At 61.1% G+C, this 20,783-nt stretch carries 20 protein-coding genes, 1 tRNA gene and 1 pseudogene; 13 read left to right on the top strand and 9 right to left on the bottom strand.

Annotated features, from left to right (window positions below; all coding sequences use genetic code 11):
• Positions 1-74: 74 nt before the first annotated feature.
• The 3 genes from ACVIGB_RS25840 to ACVIGB_RS25830 are packed head-to-tail and all read right to left on the bottom strand — an operon-like array spanning position 75 to position 6,207.
• Positions 75-3,188 carry a helicase gene (locus ACVIGB_RS25840; protein WP_456720525.1) on the bottom strand — a complete coding sequence of 1,038 codons (3,114 nt, stop codon included), beginning with the start codon at positions 3,186-3,188 and terminating at the stop codon, positions 75-77.
• Complete coding sequence (locus tag ACVIGB_RS25835; RefSeq protein ID WP_456720526.1) at positions 3,188-5,020, bottom strand: hypothetical protein; 1,833 nt, start codon at positions 5,018-5,020, stop codon at positions 3,188-3,190. Before ACVIGB_RS25835 ends, ACVIGB_RS25840 begins: the two co-directional genes overlap by 1 nt.
• A complete protein-coding gene (locus ACVIGB_RS25830; RefSeq protein ID WP_456720527.1) occupies positions 5,017-6,207 on the bottom strand; it encodes a DUF6361 family protein in 1,191 nt (396 codons plus the stop codon). The genes ACVIGB_RS25835 and ACVIGB_RS25830 overlap by 4 nt, the downstream gene beginning before the upstream one ends.
• Before the next feature lie 458 nt (positions 6,208-6,665).
• On the opposite strand from ACVIGB_RS25830, the pseudogene ACVIGB_RS25825 reads away from it, so the two are divergent.
• The 12 genes and pseudogenes from ACVIGB_RS25825 to ACVIGB_RS25770 all read left to right on the top strand — a co-directional run.
• Positions 6,666-6,854: pseudogene (locus ACVIGB_RS25825) on the top strand (DUF6538 domain-containing protein); the annotation flags it as partial.
• 385 nt (positions 6,855-7,239) lie between these two features.
• Positions 7,240-7,980 (top strand): hypothetical protein, encoded by a 741-nt coding sequence (locus ACVIGB_RS25820; RefSeq protein ID WP_456725316.1) that lies wholly within the window; start codon positions 7,240-7,242, stop codon positions 7,978-7,980.
• Positions 7,981-7,991: 11 nt separating this feature from the next.
• On the top strand, positions 7,992-8,417 hold the full coding sequence (locus ACVIGB_RS25815; RefSeq protein WP_456725317.1) for a hypothetical protein: 426 nt from the start codon (positions 7,992-7,994) through the stop codon (positions 8,415-8,417).
• A 12-nt stretch (positions 8,418-8,429) separates the two neighbouring features.
• Positions 8,430-8,777, top strand: coding sequence for a hypothetical protein (locus ACVIGB_RS25810; RefSeq protein WP_456720528.1), 348 nt, complete (start codon positions 8,430-8,432; stop codon positions 8,775-8,777).
• Positions 8,778-8,857: 80 nt separating this feature from the next.
• On the top strand, positions 8,858-9,187 hold the full coding sequence (locus ACVIGB_RS25805; protein ID WP_456720529.1) for a hypothetical protein: 330 nt from the start codon (positions 8,858-8,860) through the stop codon (positions 9,185-9,187).
• A gap of 12 nt (positions 9,188-9,199) precedes the next feature.
• Positions 9,200-9,967 carry a hypothetical protein gene (locus tag ACVIGB_RS25800; protein ID WP_456720530.1) on the top strand — a complete coding sequence of 256 codons (768 nt, stop codon included), beginning with the start codon at positions 9,200-9,202 and terminating at the stop codon, positions 9,965-9,967.
• A gap of 249 nt (positions 9,968-10,216) precedes the next feature.
• A complete protein-coding gene (locus ACVIGB_RS25795) occupies positions 10,217-10,705 on the top strand; it encodes a hypothetical protein (RefSeq protein ID WP_456720531.1) in 489 nt (162 codons plus the stop codon).
• Positions 10,662-10,817, top strand: coding sequence for a hypothetical protein (locus ACVIGB_RS25790; protein WP_456720532.1), 156 nt, complete (start codon positions 10,662-10,664; stop codon positions 10,815-10,817). The genes ACVIGB_RS25795 and ACVIGB_RS25790 overlap by 44 nt, the downstream gene beginning before the upstream one ends.
• Positions 10,818-10,830: 13 nt before the next feature.
• Positions 10,831-11,592, top strand: a complete 762-nt coding sequence (locus ACVIGB_RS25785) for a hypothetical protein (RefSeq protein WP_456720533.1) — start codon at positions 10,831-10,833, stop codon at positions 11,590-11,592.
• A complete protein-coding gene (locus ACVIGB_RS25780; RefSeq protein ID WP_456749230.1) occupies positions 11,589-11,969 on the top strand; it encodes a hypothetical protein in 381 nt (126 codons plus the stop codon). The genes ACVIGB_RS25785 and ACVIGB_RS25780 overlap by 4 nt, the downstream gene beginning before the upstream one ends.
• 46 nt (positions 11,970-12,015) lie before the next feature.
• Positions 12,016-12,372: a hypothetical protein gene (locus ACVIGB_RS25775; protein WP_456749229.1), complete on the top strand. Its 357-nt coding sequence runs from the start codon at positions 12,016-12,018 to the stop codon at positions 12,370-12,372.
• Positions 12,369-12,509 carry a hypothetical protein gene (locus ACVIGB_RS25770; RefSeq protein ID WP_456720535.1) on the top strand — a complete coding sequence of 47 codons (141 nt, stop codon included), beginning with the start codon at positions 12,369-12,371 and terminating at the stop codon, positions 12,507-12,509. Before ACVIGB_RS25775 ends, ACVIGB_RS25770 begins: the two co-directional genes overlap by 4 nt.
• 242 nt (positions 12,510-12,751) lie before the next feature.
• Here ACVIGB_RS25770 and ACVIGB_RS25765 read toward each other — a convergent pair whose 3' ends face one another.
• The gene (locus tag ACVIGB_RS25765) at positions 12,752-14,176 is read right to left on the bottom strand and encodes a deoxyribonuclease II family protein (RefSeq protein WP_456720536.1); all 1,425 of its coding nucleotides are present in this window, start codon (positions 14,174-14,176) and stop codon (positions 12,752-12,754) included.
• Positions 14,177-14,389: 213 nt separating this feature from the next.
• Between ACVIGB_RS25765 and ACVIGB_RS25760 the strand changes: the two genes are divergently transcribed.
• Positions 14,390-14,464 (top strand) — tRNA-Asn (locus tag ACVIGB_RS25760).
• On the opposite strand, the gene ACVIGB_RS25755 is transcribed toward ACVIGB_RS25760, so the two are convergent.
• From ACVIGB_RS25755 to ACVIGB_RS25735, 5 genes are all read right to left on the bottom strand, one after another.
• Positions 14,443-16,353, bottom strand: coding sequence for an SIR2 family protein (locus tag ACVIGB_RS25755; RefSeq protein WP_456720537.1), 1,911 nt, complete (start codon positions 16,351-16,353; stop codon positions 14,443-14,445). The genes ACVIGB_RS25760 and ACVIGB_RS25755 overlap by 22 nt on opposite strands.
• Before the next feature lie 277 nt (positions 16,354-16,630).
• On the bottom strand, positions 16,631-17,197 hold the full coding sequence (locus tag ACVIGB_RS25750) for a hypothetical protein (RefSeq protein WP_456720538.1): 567 nt from the start codon (positions 17,195-17,197) through the stop codon (positions 16,631-16,633).
• Between the two features lie 52 nt (positions 17,198-17,249).
• Positions 17,250-18,029, bottom strand: coding sequence for a glycoside hydrolase domain-containing protein (locus ACVIGB_RS25745; protein ID WP_456720539.1), 780 nt, complete (start codon positions 18,027-18,029; stop codon positions 17,250-17,252).
• A 219-nt stretch (positions 18,030-18,248) separates the two neighbouring features.
• Entirely contained in the window at positions 18,249-19,109 is an 861-nt protein-coding gene (locus ACVIGB_RS25740) for a hypothetical protein (protein ID WP_456720540.1), read from the bottom strand.
• Positions 19,110-19,115: 6 nt separating this feature from the next.
• Positions 19,116-20,780 (bottom strand): M23 family metallopeptidase, encoded by a 1,665-nt coding sequence (locus ACVIGB_RS25735; protein ID WP_456720541.1) that lies wholly within the window; start codon positions 20,778-20,780, stop codon positions 19,116-19,118.
• Between the last annotated feature and the right edge of the window lie 3 nt (positions 20,781-20,783).

Genomic DNA, 20,783 nt, shown 5'->3' with positions numbered 1-20,783 from the left:
TAGAATGCCGATCGGCGCTCGGACCCCACGCCGAGTGACAGGTAGCTCTGGTCGATGACTTTGCGCCTGATCGTTCAGGCCGATTTTGCGAGAGAAATGGGAAGCTGGAGCGCGTCCCCAGTTGGTTGTGTGGCAGGTCCGTCCGGCTGTTTGGCCGTTAAAACAGGCCGATCGTCAGCGCTCTCAGCTTGCGTCCGTGCGAACGACGATAAGTCGAGAGCCAGCGGGCGCAAAATTTCGGTGAGCTCGGAACCGTGCTTTGAGAGAAAGTCCACAAGGTCTTCCTGGTTCGGCTGCCCAAGGGCAAGCCGGTAAATCAGTCGCTGTTCTCGGAGCAACGCGAACTTCTCCAGATCGCGGCTTTGCGGAAGATCGAAGACGAAGCGGTTCACAGCAGCCCCGTCCAACACCCACCACGGAGAGAGGCCGGAAGGGTTGAGGTACTTCTCATTCGCGATTTCCTCGACGCACCGCCAAAGTGAGCTGTGCATGGCCGGCCTCGCTTGGGCAGGAAGATCGCCGCCGCCCAGGTGCTGGAGACGCCGACGCACGGCGAGTCCCGCAAAGCGCTGTATACGTCCTTCGCGTTGTTCAAGCTCGATGGGGCTTGGGCAAAGATCCCAGTGCAATATCCGGCTGCACCATGTGTGAAAATCGAGCCCCTCCTGTCCCACCGACGTGGTCGCCAATACATGCGGCCAGAACGGAGAATTGAATGCCTTCCGAATTTCATCGGAACGCGGCGGCGGATCATCCGTCGTGCTCACCGTGGCGCGGTCTTCTTCATCAGTCGAGCCAAACGGGACCGCCGCGTGACACCGAACGTGAATCCTCGGTAGCCGTTCCTTATTCACACTGTGAAGATGGAAGCCGCCCGCGGTAACGCCAAGGGCTTCGCGAAGATCATTGGCAAGGCCGCGCTCACGTGTCGGAAGGCTCGGGCGGCGCATCCAGAAATGCTCATCCAGAACCGCTTCGAGATTTCCATCCAGGCACGCCTGCTGCAGGACGCGCACGGGTTTGCCCTTTGGCAACCGGGCCCAGAAGACAGGCTTATCAAGGTAGGAACGTAAGCCGTGCCAGGCCAGAGCCACCGTCTCGGCATAAGACTGAGGCGCAAGGGCGTCTGGAAAATGACGCCGCAACGCGCGGCCAACAACGACGCCCGGTGATGATATCGCAGCGTTTACAAGGTCGTCGAATTCTCTTCGGCTAATCCACTCCAGGCGCCGATCCTGATGCCAATCGTCCACGAGCCTGGACAGGCGGGCATCCCTTACGGCGGCGGCTGTCCATGCCGCTTTCGTAAGGCCCGCGTATCCAGCCGTTCGCTCCAGCGCGGACAGGAGAGCCCAAAGAGGCTTGTGCCGGGCGCTTTTCTTACCGGGACCTCTTACGACTTCGACCTTCAGGGTCTTGAGGGCTTTGGCCAGTTGCTTACGGACGGTGTCTCGTACTGACGCGGGATCGAGCTTTAAGGATACGAGCGGGTCGGTCGCGTTGATCAGGAACGGCGAAGGATGGAACAATGCCACGATCGGGTGGCGGTTGGGTGCCGCCTGCAGCCTTCGCGGCTTCCACGCCTTTGGGTATCGCCCGCGCGAAAGATAGCGCGCTTCCACACGCAAACTGGTCAGGGCCGCGATACTTTGCGGTGTCGATTTGAAGCGACTGAAGAGGAGAAGCTTAGATTCATGCTCGGCGTTGGCCCACGCGTTGCGGAGCGGCCACCAGGGGATAGAGGGCGCAACCCAAGGCAATGCAAGGCTTTCGGCGGAGGTAATGCTTTCCAGCGCGCGCAATTTTGGGCTGGGCCAGCTCCGCGGCAGGGCGTATTCATTTCGTGCGTTTTCGGTCAATTTGACCAGAGAAGCATCGCGGCGAATATTCGCTTCGCGCCAGGCCATGTAGCGCGGCCCGAGGGTCTGCGCCGGCAGCGGCACCGACAGCCAGAAGGGCAGGGCAAACCACGCGTGCTTTTCAAATGAGGACGCGAGGTGACGAAACGCGCGAACGTCGCCCGGCTCAAGGGAGGCGCTGAGCTTGAAGGTGCGGGCCGATTCATCGGAGGAGGCCTCCCGTTCCATGCGGGATATGTAGGGGGCCAGCATGGCCTGGAGGTCCGCGCGTGCCCGCTTGGCCTCGGCAACAAGCGGCTCCGTTTCCTCGCCGTTTCCAAAATTCTTGGCGATCGAGAGAAGGGTCGTGCCGAATGTTGCGAATGCGGCCTGCGCGTCTGTCTTTAGTCGGAGGCCGCGCTTGCCGCCAAGGAATTCCAGAAGATCGAAGAGCTCGCGGTTGGCTTCCGCGCCCCGGTTCTCTTCAAGCCGCGTTGCATACAGCTTGTATGGCGTTGCCGACAACAACAAGACGGCGGGCGCACGATTGGCGCTCGGCTCAAAAAGCGCGCGTATGAGCGGGTCATTTCGGTTTTCTTTGGAGAGAAGGTCTCGGTACCGCTGGAATTCATCGAGGATGACGAGGTCAGGCGGCCGATCGATGAGCACCGTGTGGGCCAGGGCGCGCCGCAGATAGCCGACAAAGCGGCCGGGCTTCTCGCACTTGGCTCTCTCCGGGAGTTTCACTTTGATCGGCGCACCAAATTGCTCAACCAAGGCTGCCTTGAAAGCCCGGACAAAGGAGCGCGGAAGAGCCCTAACGGCCGGGCGGTATCTGTTGACAAGACCCTCCCAATCGCTCGTTACCGTGCGGCGCATCGTATTCTCAGGGAAGCGCCGGACGAGGCGAGGGTAGGCGCGGCCAAGGAGTGCGGTCAGGAAAGCCCGCTCCTCCTTTTTCCCGGCATGCAGCCGCGTCGTCTTTCCCGGAAACGATGTCCCGGGCGTGAGCGAATAGACCGCGACTGGCGTTTTCGGAACAGGGGACAACGGGATTACGTTCAAGCGATCGGCCTTCGAAATCGCGGCCTTCTGCATAGCGGGGTCGGCAAAGTCGACGAGCCGTTCGCGGTTCTGGTGCGCAACACGTTGCCCATTCGTGATGTAGTAAACGATGAAAGGCGTTCGCCGGTTTGGGCCCGCGAGCCGCTCGACGATCTGCTGGGCAACGACTGTTTTGCCAAGGCCGACTTCGTCAGCAACCAGAAAACGCTTCGATCCGTTCGCCGTTTGGAAGCTCGAACACGCTGCCGCGATCGCGGCGCTCTGAAAGGGTTTTGGCTGAGGCATCAGTGATCTTTCAGAAGTTCAACACTCACGGTTTTCCAAACCGTCTGAAAGTCATCAAGGCGTTTGCGCTCTTCTTCGGATAAAGCCGTTGCTTGGGCGATGACCGGTTCGAGGTAGCTCTCCATACGGTCGGCGATACGCTTGAACTGGACGTGATCCCGGGCCCAGCAGCCGAGCATGGCATCAAGTGTCAACAGGTTGGTGATAGGCATCCCGTTGGGACTGCCGTTGCCGCGAATGAGTGCCTTGTCCCAGGAGTCATCCGAGCCGCCATGATTGTCACCGGTCATGAGCGCCGCGATCCAGGTAAGAAAATCCGCGGTCCCGAGGTGGTGCGCGATGGCCTGCCGGTCGCGATCATCATCGAGCGCGGGCGTGACATCGACGCATTGCAGCCACGTGCATTGGAGGCCATCGATTGAAAGCCGAAACTGCAAAAGCTGGGTATGAAGCGCGGGTGGGTATTCGCCGAGCGGAAGAGCCGAACTGCCGCGGGGCCAATCGATCAACGATCCCGTTGCAAGTCCAACTTCCAGCCTGACGCTCGGATCGGAAGGTTGAGGTGGCGTCTCGCATTCAACAGTGAACACGTTGCCCTCGCGGGTCAGTCTTCCTTTCCAGTCGGCAACCACGGCTTTTCGGGCTTCATCGAGCCGGTCCGTCGCGGTGCCTTCTTCGGGAACGGGAATCGCTTTGAGTTGAGAAAGGGACAGCGGTCGCGCTTTGTTCAAGAGTACCGCGAGGCCTTCCTGCACGCGGAGGGTGGCCGCTATCTCGGCCATGACTTCCACATTCTTGCCCTGCCACGCGCGTTGCGTGGCGTTGGCGCTGCCAACCCAGAGCCGAAGCTTTTTTCCTTTTCGGGCGGCGAAGATCTTGGCGTGAAGGCCGACAAGCATCTGCTCATCCTCGCCTTCTTCATCCGATGCCTGATCAGGTGAGATCGATGCTGTAGGCTCGACGGCTTCTGGCGTCGGCGTATCCAGCACAAAGAGATTGTCATTGAATCCGGAGAGCGGCTCGGCGGTCTGTTTCGCAAGCTTGACCAATTCCATCTGGGTGGACAGAAGCCTGCGTTTTGTTTTTGGACCACCCCAGGCACCGATCGCTTTGACGACCGTTCCGTCAAGGAACGGGCTGACGGCGATCACCTCGTCAACGTCGCCATCCGGTTGAGGTCCCGTATCGGTACCTTTTCCGCCTGTCAGCACGATGCGCTCAATGGTTATGGAATCCGGCTGTGTCCACCGGAGGTCTTTGAAGACGCTTTTCAACTTTATGGGACGAAAGACATCGAGAGCTGCTTCGCTCGCCAATCGTGCGGCGAGTTCTGCCGCACCCGGAAGGGGTGCTGCGTCCTTGGCGTTCAGATCGTTCGTGCTCGTGAGAGACAACCCGAATTCGTGATTGGTAGAGGCGGTGAGGTTCCGGCTTCCGAGCCACAAGCGCCAATCCGATTGACCCTCGCCGTTCGTGAATTGGAGCAAAGCGATCTTCGGATGCCAGCTTTGCTTGCGCTCATCGAAATCGATCTGGCGGATGAATTGATCGAGAATGCCCGCCATGGTCGGTATGCGCTTTGGTCGCGCAAGACCGCCCCGCTGAATGAGGATTTTGACCTTGCCGTGAAGCTGTTCGACGGCTTCGGCAAGATCGGTCTTTCGGCCGCCGCCGTCGTCCCGATGGAAGCCTGCCAAGGCAAGAAGTGCGGCGACGATCGAGGCAAGATCAGCCGAATAACTGGTAAGGATCGCGCCATTCAGCGTGTAGCCGGGTTCCGGGCGCAGGATTTCAAGATAGGCCTGGCTTGGCCACGGCGTGGCGTCGGTCATATCGCCGCCCAGAGATCGCCAAGCAAATCCGAGACCTGGCCCCAACGGTAGTGTAGGGGGCTTGCGAGGGCATGTTCTTCATTCTTCCATTCAAGGCGACGGCTCGCGCCGGAGACGCGCGACAATCGTGCCCGCTGGTGCTTCCGATTGCACTCCGCATATTCATACACATCGCGCAGGGCCATGAGGTTGTTTGCGCCGGTACCGAGCCAGGCAATCGTCTTCTCCAGAACGTCGGTTACCGCGGCCGGAAGTGTACCGGTATCCGCCATCAGTTCAGTGACTTTCGCGCGGCTGGCGGCGACGCCGTGTTCTTCGATAATGCGGGGAAGATTGGCGCGGTGGATACCGGAGTTGGGAAGGTGGTCCTCTTCCTCCTGCAATGTTTCCACCAGCGCCGCATAGACCGCACGTCCGACAGCAGCCAAGGACGCAGCTTGTCCCGCCCGGCGCAGCTTGGGGCCGTCTTCCTTCGCAAGCTCGACAATCCCCGGAGCCCAGCAATGGTCGGCCTCGACGGCTCCGCTAACCGTCAGCTTCGCCAGAAGGCTCAATTGTGTGGGTGAGCGGATTGGGCGCAAGTCAGAAAATTGGGTGTAGAGGAATTCTCCCTCGCGCGGCAGCAAATCAAACTTCATGGGATCGTCGGCCGACCAGTCTTTCGGGCGTGGCGGCAGGGCAGCGAACGGAAGATCGCTAACGAACAGTGCCTGGCCGTCGTCGTCGTTCGCCGTTCGGTTCCGGGATTGCAGAAGGCTATGGACGCGAGCACGCGAGGGAAGGCGGCCATCCTCTTGTTTTAGAATGCCCCAGGCTCCGAGCGCCGCCCAATAGCTCACGGATGGCGGCTGACTGGTGGGTTTCGGGTGGTTATGGCCGCCGATGACCCCGCGTTCCTTGCTGCATTTGAGGCGGCCGGCGAGCTTGATTTCCGCCTTTTGGAGAGTGTCGGCAACGCGGGCCACCGGCCCTAGTTCGTAAAGCGCCTGGTAGATCCATGGCACGAACAAAGCGTAGCGCAGGCGGGTATGCAGCACGGATGTGCCGGGGAAGAAATAATCGGCATAGCGCTGGTGAATGGTCAGAAAGCCGATTTCATCTCGGACGCCATCACCGTCGCCCGAGAGTTGGCGCTCAGCCCGCCGCAGCGCATCGCGCGATAGATAGGTCCATCCGTAGCCCGACACTCGAAAATCCCCAGTCCCCACGAAAATATAACGCGAAAACTAAGGTACATCCACCGGTTAAGTGAATATCTGCCCGCAACGGTCGGCTGTTGGCAATCGGACTAGCGGGGGGCGGGAACAGCTGGACCTTAAAGCCTTAGCTGCTGGCAGCTGGCGCGGCAGAGCCCCGGTAACCCTTTCGGCATCTCGACGGCTAACCAGTGCCGAATCGGGTAGTTTTTTCGGTTACGGTAGTCCACATTGTAGTCATCGATGTATCCGTAACCCGCCGACTCGCGTTGTTTTGCCGAGAAAATGGCGGACGGGCTTTTAATGACCGGAGAGTCCCTCCCTCTCCGCCAGCAGCTTTGAAAACCCCCGTAGAACAGCGACCCTTTTGATCTAAAAGGGTTTTTTGCGTCTCTTCCGGACGACCATCGGTACACAACCTCGGTACACAAAGGTCGATCGGCAAGAACATGGTTAACGCACCCTCAACGCCCAAGCGGGATCGGGACAGCGGAATCTATCAGTTCCGCAAGCGCGTGCCGGAGCGGCTGAAGCCGATCGTCGGCAAGAGCGAGATCAAGTTCTCGCTGCAGACGCGCGACCCTGTTTCGGCCCGCATTCTCAATCTCGAAGCGACGGCATGGCTCGAGCGCGAGTGGGCTCACCTCAAGGGCGTGGCCCTCGACCGTCCGGTCGCCGTCCGCGTGTTGCCCGACCTCCGGCCGGCGAGCACGTCGGACTCCTTGCTCGCGCTCGAGGCGCCGCATGTGACGACGTATACGACGACGTCATCGGGCGTCGTGCCGTCGGCTCGGTCCACGGACGCCGCCAGCCGGGATGGCGATGCGAAGGCCGGCGTCCCGGCGCTGGGTCCGGTGCCGCTGCGGCGGACTTTCGAGTCCTACGGAAAGGAGGCCGAGCTCGCGCCTTCGACGGTAAAGCGGTGGACCCCGGTGGTCGATCGTCTGATCGGCTTCCTCGGCCACGACTGCGATTTCGCGCGCGGACATCGCCGCCTGGAAGGATTCGCTGATCGACGCGGGAATGAAGACGGTGACGGTCCGCGACGTCTACATGGCGGGCACGCGCGCGATCCTCCAGTACGGCGTCGATCAGGGAGATCTCGTCGAAAATCCCGCCGCCGGCGTCAAGGTCCGGGTCCGCAAGGCCCCCCAGCAGCGCGACAAGGGTTTCGACGGCAACGAGGCCGAGACCATCCTGTCGGCCAGCAAGCTCAAGTTCTCCGACAAGATCAGCGTCGAGATGGCGGCGGCGCGTCGCTGGGTACCCTGGTTATGCGCGTATTCGGGCGCCCGGGTCAACGAGATCACGTCGCAGACCGGCCGCGACATCGTCGTGCGCGACGGCATCGTCATGATGCGGATCCGCGCCGAGAACAACAAGACGCGCGAATTCCGCGAGGTGCCGCTGCACAGCCACATCCTCGAGCAGGGCTTCCTCGACTACGTCAAGTCGCGCGGCGTTCGGCCGCTGTTCTACGACCCGGCGCGAAGCCGCGGCGGCAAGGATTCCAATCCGCATCACAAGAAGGTCGGCGAGCGCCTAGCCGAGTGGGTCCGCTCGCTCGGGATCGACGAGCGCGTCGCGCCCAACCACGGCTGGCGCCATCGCTTTTCGACGGTATCCCGCTTCGTCGGGATGCCGGAGGACGTCCGCAACATCATCCAGGGGCACGTCGGGACGAAGGTCGCCGACAGCTACGGCGATACTTGGCCGCTGGTGGCGCTGCGCGAGATCGAGAAATTGCCGCGCTACGCGGTTTGAGGAGCAACACCATGTCCGATGTCATCTACGCCGATTTTGCAGGCGCCAAGTCCACCTGCACCAAGTCCAACTACACCAAGTCTACGTACACGATGACCGTCGCCAACGATGCCGGCGAAGAAGAGGTTGTCGCCCGTGGCGTCGCGCTGAGCCAAGCGCTGACGATCGCGATCGAGCACGACTGCGCCGGCAAGGCGATGGTGATCGGGCAGAACGTCGGACGAGGCCGTTGTTTCTCGATCGGACGGCGGCTGCTCGGTGACGGCGGCTTCGAATGCCTGCGCTTCGTCTTCGTGCCGTCGCCACCCTTCTCCGAGCTCGACGAGGAGCGCGCGATGCGCATCTTCGAGCGGAAGCTGCTCGACAACACGGGCGTGTTCTGGCGCGGGCGCGTGGAGACCGACGCCGAGTACGCACGTCGGCGCTCGTACGGCTAGAGGAGGAGAGCGATGAAGAAGACCAATACGCTGCTGCTCGACCGCGGCAACCACGAGGAAATCGTCGCGCGCGGCGTCAATATCCTTCGCGCCTTCACGCTCGCGCTGGAGCACGACGGATCCCGAACCACCATCGTTCCCTGGACGCTCGAAAGCGATCGTGTCGCCGAAATCGTCCGTTGCCGGCCGGACGGCGAGTTCGAGCGCATCGTCGCCGCACGTGTGGCCCGCACGGACGACTGGAAGGCCGATTTCGGCGAGGCATTCGATTTGTTCGAGCGGAGCTTTCTGACCGACACCCGCCTGTACTGGAACGGGCGCGTCGTCTCCGACGAGCAGTACCTGGGGGAGGCGAACTGAATGCCTCTCGGAACGGATAGTCAAAAGAACGAACGGCCCGCCGGGGTGCGAAGCCGCGTCGCGAAGGAAAAGACTACACGATGTCGCTCGAGCCTGGCGGCGAAGTCGTCGCCCAAGGCGTGACTCTCTGCCGCGCGCTCTTGACGGCGCTCGAACACGGCGGATCGCGGGCGGCTATCGTCGACAGCGTCTCGGGCTCGCTGCGTCTTTTCGATATCGGTCGCCGATCGGTCGACGGGACGTTCCAGAAGGTCTTTTCCGTGACGGTGCCGCGCACGGACGATCCGGGCATCGACGTGGCACGCGCCATCGAAGCGTTCGAGCAGGCATTGCTGCGCGACACCGAGATGTTCTGGAACGGCCACATCGAAACCGACGACGCGTACGCGCGCCGGCGTCGCGACGGCTAGGGGGATACGCGATTGTCCAAGACGAACACCAAGAGCAACAAGGCGATCAAGAAGGTCGCCAAGGCCGAGACTATCGGTTCGACGGAGGCAATCCGGCGCGAGACCTTCCTGCCCTGTTTCGGAGGGTTCTACTGCACGCAGTGGGAAGACATGCTGATCTCGACCGAGGAGATCTACGCCGACATGTACGCGGCCGATCTGGAAGGCGAGGACGGGCCGGACGTCATGGAGCTCCGCGACATGCTTTCCGAGTTCGGGGACGTCTCGAAGCATTGCACCGCGCTCGCGCGGTCGTGGTGCGAGCTTTACGAAAAAAAGATGGCGAGAAGCCTGGGATTTCCGCTCGGCCTGGAGTTCGAAAAGCTCCATAGCCCGAGCGAGTACAACTTCACGACGGATCGCATCTGCGCGACGATGCCGTTCGACACCGCGAAGGCGCTGTTCGAGATCAGCAGGAACGAGCGCCACAAGCGGCTGATCAAGGCGATCCGTGCCTGGTTCACTCCCTACGACGGTTTTCTTCCGTACTACAGCAACGTCATCGACGACTGGATCGGCAAGCCGCTCGCGAGCTGGGACAAGAACGAACTCTGCGTCCTGCTGGACGTCTTCACCGATCGCGGCATCGACGATGAGATCGCTTCGCATATCGATCCCAGCGGGCCGTACGAGGACTCGGTCAATTGGAAGAAGTTCGAAGCGATGCTCCACCGCCGCCGCAAGCCGCGGCGGAAGGGGCCGAAGCGGCCGCGGAGGCGCGCGGCGCGGCGAAAATCGTGATGGTCGTACCGGGCGCACCCCCGCCATTACTCTCGGTGGAGAACGGAAATGCATGACGTGATCGAGGATCGATCGTTCGAGGCCTATCTGCCCGGCTTTCCGGGCTTCTCGGCCGCCCCTTGGAACTTGTTGTCGGGACCGCACGAGGCGACCGCGAAGGGGTTCGCCGATCAGGCGACGCGGGGAGGCGAAATCTGTCTCGATGAGGAGGAATGTGCAGGCCTACTGAAGACAGCCGGCGATCCAGAGATGCCGCGCGCGACCATCGCCCGCTCGTTCACCCGGATATTTTCCATTCGGCTGGCGCTCTGGTTGGGCTTTCCTCATCGCCTGACGTTCGCAGGGCTGCATCGCGAAAACGTCGACGGGGCCGAAATCGATCGGATCCTCGTCACGGTGCCGCGTTCGACCTTCGAAAAGATCCATGACGACGTCGTGGCGAGACAGTACGTCGCTCGACCCGCCGTCAAGCCGTTCGCGCGGGAGCCCAAAGTAAACCCGTGGATCGCGCTCTTCGAGATCGAAATTTCGGCCATTCGAGCGGTCGAAGCGGAGCGGCTCCCGAAGCTTCTGGCGCTGCTGCCGCTCGCCTTCGAGCGATACCGCGAATCGCCCGCTCTGCCGCAGCCGCTCCGTGCTGCCGGGGGACGGAAGCAGGATCGCCATCTGCACGGCTCGATACTGGAGGCGCTGGTTGAATCCCGACATCGAGAACATCGCGTTCGCCAACATCTGTGATCACGAGGCTGCGCTGTCTTATTCCGGCTCGATTGATTGGGAGAAGTTCAAGGAGATGGCTCGGGCGCGCCGCCAGGACAAGCGGCAGCGCATGATTGGAAAGGGGTTTTGAGGTGGAGCACGACATGAACGATGAAAGTACGAGCATGGCCGTAGATCCGTTCGCAGGGTCATTCGATGGCAAGCCCGACGAAGTCCGTGTCGAGGTACTGCTGCCGATTTATTTCGACGAGAGCCACTATCCGGAATTGGATGACCTGATGCGGCAGGAGAACCGCATCGCGGCTGAGACTTTCGCGAGTGCGGGCGAAGGGGATCCCGGTTGGCCCACGACGGAGGAGTTCCGGAAACTGCTGCTCGAGGTCACGGATCTGGCGAAACAGCGGCGGATGTTGGCGTCGAATTACTGCTCCAGATTCGGCAATCTCGCTTCCCAAGCCATCGGGTTCGACCTTGAGCTGCGGTTCGAAAAGCTGCTCGACTATCGATCGTGGGAGGGCGGCGAACGCATCCTCGCTACGATGCCCAACCGGACCGTTGCACGCCTTCATGACCTGAGCGCGTCCGACGGGCATCGGAAGCTGAAGGCGCTCAAGCCTTACGGGTACGGCGGTTCGTCGCGTAAGTTTGCCGCCGACGTCGAAGCGTGGCTCGAAAACTCGCCCTTTCTCTGGGACGAGATGAAGCTGTCCTTCCTGCCGGCATCGCTGCTGGTCGACGGCTCGGTCATAGACGCCGCGGTCATCGATCGATGCATGCACCTCGACGCCGAGCAGGCCTTCGAGGACGCTGTCGATTGGGAGTGGTTTGACCGTAAGGACGCTCAGCTTATCGCATGGAAGAAGGCCGACCTCGCCCGCAACGAAACGCCGAAGGTGACCATATGACCGATAACTACACCGCCTATATCCCCGTCGACGACATCGAGCGCGACGACCTCGTGATCGCCCGCGGGCTGACCGCGGTGGAAGCCATGAAGATCGCCTTCGGATACGAGGACGCCTGGAAGACGCGCCTCGCCGAAGAAGACTTCGGCTCCTTCGTCCACTATGCGTGGCAGGCGCATTCCAACAAGTCGCAGCCTCTCGCGCTTCCCTACTGGACGCTGCACGCGACCGTGCTGAAGACGCAGCAGCCGGACGCGGACAGGGTGCTTGGCATGGATATGATAGCCGCCCAGTTTCGGCGCTTCTCCCGCCGCTTCTGGAGCGGCCGGGTCGAAAGCGATGAAGCCTTTGACAACAGACTGAAGCGCGGCGGCTGAGCGGCGCGAGGTACGTCGCATCGATCGCGAGATCGCGACCAAGCTCGTGGATGCATTGTTGGCGGATGGTTACGCCACCACCTGCGACATTCAGGACATCGAACCCGAGTTCGTGCGTTCCGACGATCGGAACGGGATCCTGGAGTACCTGTGGCAGATCGAGATCGCAGAGATGCACTTGCACAAGGGCAAGGAGCGCCGTTGGTTGCGCCTCATCTTCGACGAGAGCGGCTGGGACCTCATCCAGGACTATTCGGTCGAACTCGAACGGATCATCGATCCCATCTGCGATCCCTACCTGCCCTGGAACCAGCCCGACGCTGCTGACCGCGACGACGGGATCCGTGTTCTGGTTTTGAAGGAGCCTGAGGACGTCCTTAAGATCGAGGAAATGCTGAAATGACGTCGCACGACAGCACGGCGCTCGAGAAGTTCTTTTTGGACGAGATGCTCGAGGGGCTATCTCGACGGACGCAAACCACACAATCCCGCGCCTTCCGACAACCGATCGGCGAGCTACAGGCATGGCTTCGCGAATAGCCGGGACGATCTTGCCCATTCGCCGCGTGCGTTGGCGGCGACACTTCGGCTTCTCGCCGACCAGGCGATTAGGGAGGACGTCGTCAAGGCGATGGGTAAGTCGTTCGCCACGACGGGCGAAGTCGCGAAACCCGATCGCACCCGTCTCAACTGAGGTGTGGGCGAGCCAGTCCACGCCGATTCGGTTACGAAATGGCTCGAAAGGATTGCGGCGGCACCAGCCGCCGATCGCCCGGACGGCTCTACCGTCGTCGCCTTCGCACCTTCTTGTGCCGCGCGGCCACGGGTTTGAGATCTTTGTGTTTGCTCTCGATTTGCGAGGTTGGTTGGACGAGCGACTGGACCGGGGAAAAGCGGGCGGCGGACACGAATGCCAGCTTGAGCGCTTCATCGACGCTCATCATGCTGCCGAGAGAGGCCGAGAGAGTCTTGTTTTCGACCACGAAGAACATGCCTCCCCGCGTATTTTGTGAAACGTCGCAAGGTTCGGTGAGCGCTCCCTCCTGATTCAAGTCTCCGAAGATCGCGTATTTGGCCGGCGTGGACACTCCGATCTTCGCATGATTCCGGTCGGGGCTCGGCCCTCCCGTCAATCCAAAGATTTTCTTCAGCCACGTTCCGGTATCGGCGTTCGTGACTGCGCCGGAGGCTCCTAACGTCGAGTCCCAACACTTCGGGCGCCCACCTTTGTAGTCGTCTATTTTGCCGTTTCCAATCAACCAAGTCGCCACGGTCAAGGGTGCGCCGCCGAGGGTTGCGGAAACCATTTGCCACGGGGGCACATGCAAGTTCGGAGGCTTGGCGATGATTTGGACGCCGGTGGACAGCTTTTCAGTCAGCAATGCATCGTCATGCGACAGCTTTCCCAGCTCGGATACCAGCTTTTGGATGTCGTCGGGACCGCCGCTCCTGATGATTTGGGATCGACTGCCCGGGTGGGCGCCGGCTTGCGTGACGACGCTTGCCCTTTGTAGAGCGCGCAGCACGGTCGCGACGTCGGCCTTGTTCAAGCGGAGAGCGAAGAAGTGCTGGCTGACCCACACGTTGTTCTGCGGCTTGCCGGTGTTATCGGTGATGCACCCGAGAGTGTTGCCGTTCTTCCTCGGAAAGTCGGAGGAGCCCGAACCAGGCCAGTTCGGCGTCGAAACCTGCATGACCAGCCCCTCGCCTTGGTCGTTCCACGCCAACACTCCTTTCGAATGGCCCCACGGAGCGTTGCACGAAGTCTTTCCCTTGCAAGCCGGCAGGTCTGGATCGTCGTAGAATTGGTCGTTCCAAATGACGTAGCTGTAGTCGCCGTTGTAGATCTCATCGAAAGTGGCGCCGATCGGATCGTTCGTCGACTCGCCGAGACAGCCGTTATCGTTGTGCAGGGTCGGATTTGCGCTACTGGCCGAAATCGACTGGAGACCGAATCCTTTCGGATAGTCCTGGACGTCTCCGCCGAATATGCACGCGCGCTTCGTGGTCGTGAGGCATCCAGGGAAGAGCTTCGTATTGAATTTGAAGACGAACCACCAATCGACGGGCGAGGCTCCCTTCTGCAGGAGGGGTGCAGGGAGCGCTTGAGCGTGTCCAGGTCGCGCCGAAGCCGCGAGCGAGATGGCCAGGACGACGAGCGACGAAAGGAAGCAAAGGAAATAGGCTCGATCAAAACGCTTTTTCACGGCGTGCCCCATTGATAGGAAATCCAAACGGTCGAGGTTCGCAGTACACACGCAAAGCGTGTTGGAAGCAACCGTCTCGCGCGTCGAACGGAGCGACGGACCAGGGCCCGGCGCCGCGCGAGCCATGTCGCCTCTTCGCCGCACAGGCTGATCTTCAAACGACGGCCTTCGCTTCTTGAACGGTGGGAACGTTGCTTATATGCTCGCGTGCATGCGCCTGTAGCTCGGTGGTAGAGCGGTCCCTGGTTAAGGGAACGGTCGGAAGTTCAAATCTTCTCGGGCGCGCCAGTCGACTCTAGACCGGCTTTTTCCCAGGCGATGAAACCACTCAAGCCTTTGTCGGGCGCGCCATGGGATATTACTTGCGCGAGCGCCCCGATCAGAATTGCATCTTCGTGGCTTTGAGAAACCGCCTGATTGACCGTTGGCGAGAGGTCCCAGTCGGGCGATCTTACGCCGGCATCTATTAGCGCGCGCATGGATTTGAGATATGGCGTGCGGTTTTCCTTCTTGTCGTTGCAGAAGAGATAAAACGCTGCTTCCAGCCTGACTGCGTCGCTGGGTGCGCTCTTCAAGGCGGTGATTGCATAGTCGCGTGCTCGACCTTTGGCGTCCGTAAGAAACAACAACTGCGAGTAGTTCGCCAACGTCCTGAAGCTGGCGGGGTTCATGGCGTACGACCGCTCGTAGTATTCGAGAGCCTCTTCAAAGCGAGCCGCTCCTTCGCTCCGCCAAAGGAAGTTCGCGTAACTCGCCAATGTCTCCGAATTGCTGGGGTCCGCCTGCAGAGCTCGTTGAAAATAGTCTTCGGCAACGTTCGCATTCTTGTCACGCGTCCAGGAAAAGCTCGCGTACGACCCCAGGGCCAAGGCGTTGTAGGGCTCGCTTGCGCATGCGCGCCTCAAGAGCGATCTGGAAAAGGCCAGCGGGTCGGCAAATTCCTTGGTGTTCGAACTGGTATCTAGAACAAAGCTTGCATAATGGCACAAGCACTGCACGTGGTCAGGATCGACCGACAAGGCCGCCTCGTATAGGGATCGGGCGCCTTGGTTGTCCTTCAGGCGCCGCTTCTGTTGGGCACAGAAGCTCAATAACGTCGCATTTTTCGGGTTCAGCGACACGGCATCGTCCAGTGCTCCTATGATTGCCGCACGATCCGAGCTCTTCATTGCCCGGATACGACTGATGAAATCGTCCATGTTGAAACGTTTCGAAGTGGGTTTGATCTGTGCTTTGCGTTCGAGTTGCTCTCGGGACTCGTCATAGTCTTCCATGAGATGCCTGAAGCGCTTGTCGCTGGGACGGGGCGCGCCGAAGTGCTGGCTCACGGCCAGCATCGTCAGATCGAAATCCTTATGCTGGACCCATACCGCCCCGCATTTCTTCAGCCATCCGGCAAGACCTGCATCCGAGGGGGGGGCCGTATTGACCCAGAAGATGCCGTAGGGGAGGGCTTCGGGCGGGAGTGATTGGAGCAAGGAAGAAATGCTCTGGTCGCCGCCGCTGTAGCCCATGAAAACCAGGCCCCGGTTCATCAAAAGGCTTGTGGCGGCGGAAGACATTCCCGCCGGCAGGACACTCGTTTCCCTCTCGGTGTGGCGAGGCTCCAGAAATGCGTCGCCATGCAATTTTAGGATGATGGCACGCTTTAGCTCGGGCAGGGCGAACTTGAATAGGTCCTCATGAGAAATCGTGAGCGGTCTCGCGCCGTAGAACAGGTGAAGGGCATCGTAGAGCAGGTCGTCGAAGTTGGTCGTTATGGCGACATTCGTGCGCGGGCCGAACACTATGTCGGACATGAGGCCGGCAAGGGTGACATACCCGAAACCCGGATCCTTGTTCGAAACGAAGCGCTGAGCTTCCATTCGCCGGGACGCCAGATTTGGAAATCTCTCCTGAATGACGCGCCCGTAGAAGCGGGCCGCCGCTTTGGCGTCGAAGTCTGGATGGAGCGCGGAATACCATTTTTCGGCGTCGAGCGAAGTGCCTGTCTTGTGACGTTTGAGCTCTCGAATCCATTGAAGCGTTAGGGTGCTTGCCGGGAGTACCCCGGAGCTCACCGAGCAGCCCGCGCCTAGAAAGAACGCGAACGACTGCCCTCGCTTAATCAGATCCGCCAACATAAAAGCGAACGATTGCAGATCCTTCTTCTGAATGTCTGCAAACTGCTGAGTCATCACCGATGGCCTCCTCTCGGGATCAGAAAGCGAGCGTACTACTAGTCCGGAGGTTTTCTAAGTGCGGAGCGTAGAACAGAGGATTTCTCAGGTCTCCGGGGTCAGCGCGTCCGGAGCCCGAAGGTTTGGCGACGCATGGCGACCGGCTCGCCGCTCTTGACAGCGTGGCGGCTCGCGTTTCGTGGACGACCGTGGCCGCGAGAGACGGATTGCCACAAAATCGACGTTCCGCCGCGTCTTGCGGCGGACCATTCGCAAGCCCAGAGAGTTCAAAGAATTACTGCTTGCGTTCTCCGCTATCTTCGAACGGTTCGCGGAGACCGTTCGTGTCTTCGTCGCCTTGTGGGTAGGCGTCCGCGTCGGGCGGGACGGCCTGAAGCTGCATCTCCGGATAGGACGTCGGCGCGGTGGCGCCATCGGCCCGCAGGAAGTAGGCCACGGGGCTGTGATCGAGTTTGGGATCTCCGCTCGCCTTGCGGCGATGGGGTGCCGGCGCTTGATTGTCGGCGGTGATCATGACGTCGTGATCTACGGCCTGCACTACGAGAAAGATATGCACGTCGTTGACCGCAACGGCGACGTCACCAGCGCGCTGGTTACCGACCGTGACCGGATTCCATCCGCGCGCTTTGATGCGCCGTGCGAGATTCCCGGCGCCCAACGTGACCGGCACGTCGATGGCGGACATGTTCATGAATTCGCTCAAGGTCGCGGCGCAGGCGTTGTGCAAGGTCGAGCCATATCCGTTGTCCTGCATGTCCTTCTTCGCTCGCGTTTGAGCCTGTTGGACGCCCTGGGCGGTGCCGCCCAGCTGAACCAAGTGCTGAATATGATCCTTATCCATCGGTAACTCCTCTAATGAACGTTCTCGAAGTATGCTTGTGTGATTTCTTTTCCTAAAGATGCGAAGGGTCCGCGACCGTCCAGCGATCGTAGTCCAATTCCAGATCCAGCTCGGCGGCCCGGCAATAGAAGCGGCCTTGCGTTCCGATCGCGCCGCCGTCGACGGGATCGGTCGGTAGCGGAGGCGTCAAATAGCTCCATGTGATGACGCCCGTGTGCCGATCTTTCGTCCCGGTGTTTTTGTTGAGATGCACCGTCCAGAGCGGAATTCCGTGGGTGGCGCACCAGGTCAACTGCGCCGGGAAACAATACAGGGCGGTCCGATAGCCGCTTGCCTGCACCCGCTCGAACCATTTGAGAACGTAGGACTCGTACGGACTACCCGCGGGAAAGGCCTTCTCGACGTCGAGAAAGATCGTGCGACCCGGCTGCAAGCCGGCACGTCGGGCCAGGGCTACGGCTTCAGCTGCGTCGGTCTGCGCGTCGGCCAACGGATCTCCTGGCGGCGGGACCTTCGAGCTTCCCTCGGGTTCGGCTCCGACATAGATGGGAGCGATTCCCCAACCGTTTTTTGCGAGGTGAGTGGCCGCCCCGATCCAACCTTCGTCGACCTTGCGCGGCACCGATCGCGCGGGTGCGTGGGTAAGATACAGACCCGTGACCGAAAATCCGATCTGGCGGTAGGCGTCCATCGCCCTGTCGCCCGGATACGAACCTGCATCGAGCCCGGCGAACGTCGGCTGTGGCGTGATTGTCGCTCTGCTGGGCACTTCGGCCGCCATTTCGGCGAACGCGGCCTCTTCCATTTTGCTCGCGCGGATCTCACTGGTCATGGCGATTCTCCACCTAGCGACTCGGTCGACGGCGACCGCCTTGGCAGGCCATTGCGCGCTCTGGAAAAGGTTATCCCAGGGCTCCTCTCGGAATCGGTGCTCGCGAGCTCCGCCGTTGATGCCTGTGCGATGCCCTCGTCTCGCCGCGGACGAAACGAGCGCGCAACGTTCATGGTCGTCTGACGGTCTGGGGCGACCATGGGTGGGCTTCTGGACATGCTAGTCCTCGTAGCCAGGGAGAGCGCTCTTCGGGACGTCGCCGCCCTTGAAGCCACGCGGCGCCTCATCCTCATCCGGCGGAAGAGCGAGACGCTGGTCGGGCGGTCGGATGACGACGGGACGCGGGCCGGTCATGGGTGGCAAAGCGGGAAACAGTTGACGTAGCGCAGGCTCGCCACCCCAGGCGGCGAACGCGGCCGCCGCCTTCGCCTGGATCGCCGCGACATCCCAAGGTGGCGGAACGACGTCCGTCGGGAATACGAGATGGAAGATCCGCTTTTCCGCGGTGCCGCCGCCGACCTTGGGAAAGTATCTCCTGCTGAAGGGATTGATGCCCACCATGAGCGCCAGGGCCAGGGACGCCTCGCCGACCGCACGACCGACGTCCGCGTAGATGGCTCCCGAGTAGATTCCGGTACGGACGTCCGCGACGAACGCGAGGCATCCCTTCGATAGGGCGAGCCCCGCGGGTACCGGAAAGTCGGACCCCGTCAGAACGACGTACGGTATCGTGCTGGCATCGACGTAGCGGCGCGCATCGTTCTCCGGAAATCGCCTGTCCATCAGCGCCGTTCCGGATATGACGAAACCGGGTGCAGGTCCCACCGCTCCGCCTTGTCCCTGCGTACCGTGAACGTCGGCTGGGTTCAGGTTGTTCATCCAGTCGAAGCAGTCGTGGAGATTCGACGGTTTGTACTCGCCGGGGAAGTAACCCTTCGGGGCTCCGTCCGCATCGATCGCCATCTTTGTGGTGAAATGGCACGATGACGTCCCCTGCTTGTGGAACACCGGCACTTGGGATGCACATCGTCCGGCTTGGTAGTCCCACTCGTCGCATACGTCGCCGATCTGCTCGATCATGTGCCCTCACTCGACATTCGAGGAAATCACGTTCGGTCGTTGCCGCTTTGTGGGCAGGACCTCGTGATCGGTGAGTACCGGAAGCAGGGGAAGCCCGGTCTCCTTGTCGAGCTTGCCGAGATCCGTCTGTCGGCCGTACCGCTCGCGCAGATACGCCACGATCAGCGAAGGGAAAGGCGGGGCCTTCTCTCTGGCCATGCAGAAGCGTATCGAGACGCCGCTCTTGGCGTCCTTGCGGGTGCAAGGAGGGCCGAAGAGAACGGCCTTCGGTACCGGCGCTTCGATCTCGAAATGCAGATGCTTGGTCGTTCCGGCCGGCCCGTCCATGAAGTCGCCCATCACGCCTATGGGCTGGCCCGCCTTGATGTTGTCTCCCAACTTCAGCCGATCCGGTGCGCCGGCCCGGAACGGCGAGAGGTCGGGATTCATGTGGCGGTAGACGAAGATGAGGTGCTTGCTCCTTATCTTCACCACGAAGCCCTGGTAGGGAGGAAGTCCGCCACCGCGCTGTTGCGAGTCCACTTCGACCACCACCCCGTCGGACACCGAAACCACGTCGACGTGATCGTGCATCGATTGGGACCAAGCGCGGATATCCGTTCCATAGTGGGGCCCCTTCATCGCCGGCTTGCCTTCGGGCGCGCAGAACGGCTGGGTGAAGTCGTTGCCTCGCCATTCGCAGAACGTGTCGGACCAAGGCATCGCGAAATTCCGTGCGTCGCCGTAGTTGACCGGTCCCATCTCTCCTAGCGTGCCGTCAGTCTTCGGCACCTTCTTGCACTTTTTCAGGAAATAGTCGTCGCTACGTCCGTCCCCGTCCTGCGTCACGAAGAAAGTCCCGCCCGGCCCGAAGATTTGGGAATTGGGAAACGCCTGTCGGTTTGCCGCGAGGATCAAAGGAAAGCGCAGCATCAGATCCGGCCCCCCAAAGACGAGGCGCGAATACGGCGTGCGTCTGTCGACGTTGAAGTCGGCGGCATCTGCGATCTTATTGCAGTCTGTGGGCGCCAGGTACTGACGCACGCGATGCAGGCCCGGTGGCATGTATCTGAATTCGGACTCGCTTCCGGCCGGACGAGGATAGGGCTGCAGCACCTCTCGACCGTTCGTCGCCGCCAGGCTTCGCTGCAGATCCGCGTCTGGCAGCTTCAGCGACTTTGTCCGAACCAGGGAAGTTCGAAACGCGTCACCGATGATTTTCTTGGCGTCGACGCAGTCGCGATAGGAGGCGCTGGAGGCGCATTCGACAACGAGCCGGTAGGGGACGCAGTCTTCGACGAACAGCACCTCCTTGTTGGGACCCTCCTCCTGATCTGCTACCGATGCTCCCGATTTGTAGGCCGTACCGAGGTATTCGTACCGATCACCCTTGCTGGCACAGCCTTGGGCGCTGACCAGAAGACGATCATCCCCTTCGATCGTCAAAGTGTAGGCTGGCTTCGAGTCGACATAGCGATACCAGGAGCCGCCGTCGGGATCGATGACGATGCTCCTGCTCTCACCGGCCACGAATTCGTCTCCCGCCAAGGCGTCCCGCGGCAACAGAATCGTGATGGCGGTGTTCCGGCTGATGGGGCGGCCGGACTGACCGAATTCGAGCCTGGTCGTCGGAGCGCGGCCGATACTGTTTACGCGAGAGACTGCATTCGGTCGTCCGTCGAGCGGCTTCACCGG

Source organism: Bradyrhizobium sp. USDA 4341 (assembly GCF_054063755.1).
The sequence above is the reverse complement of the archived record's forward strand: the minus strand, read 5'-3'. Positions and strand labels throughout refer to the sequence as shown.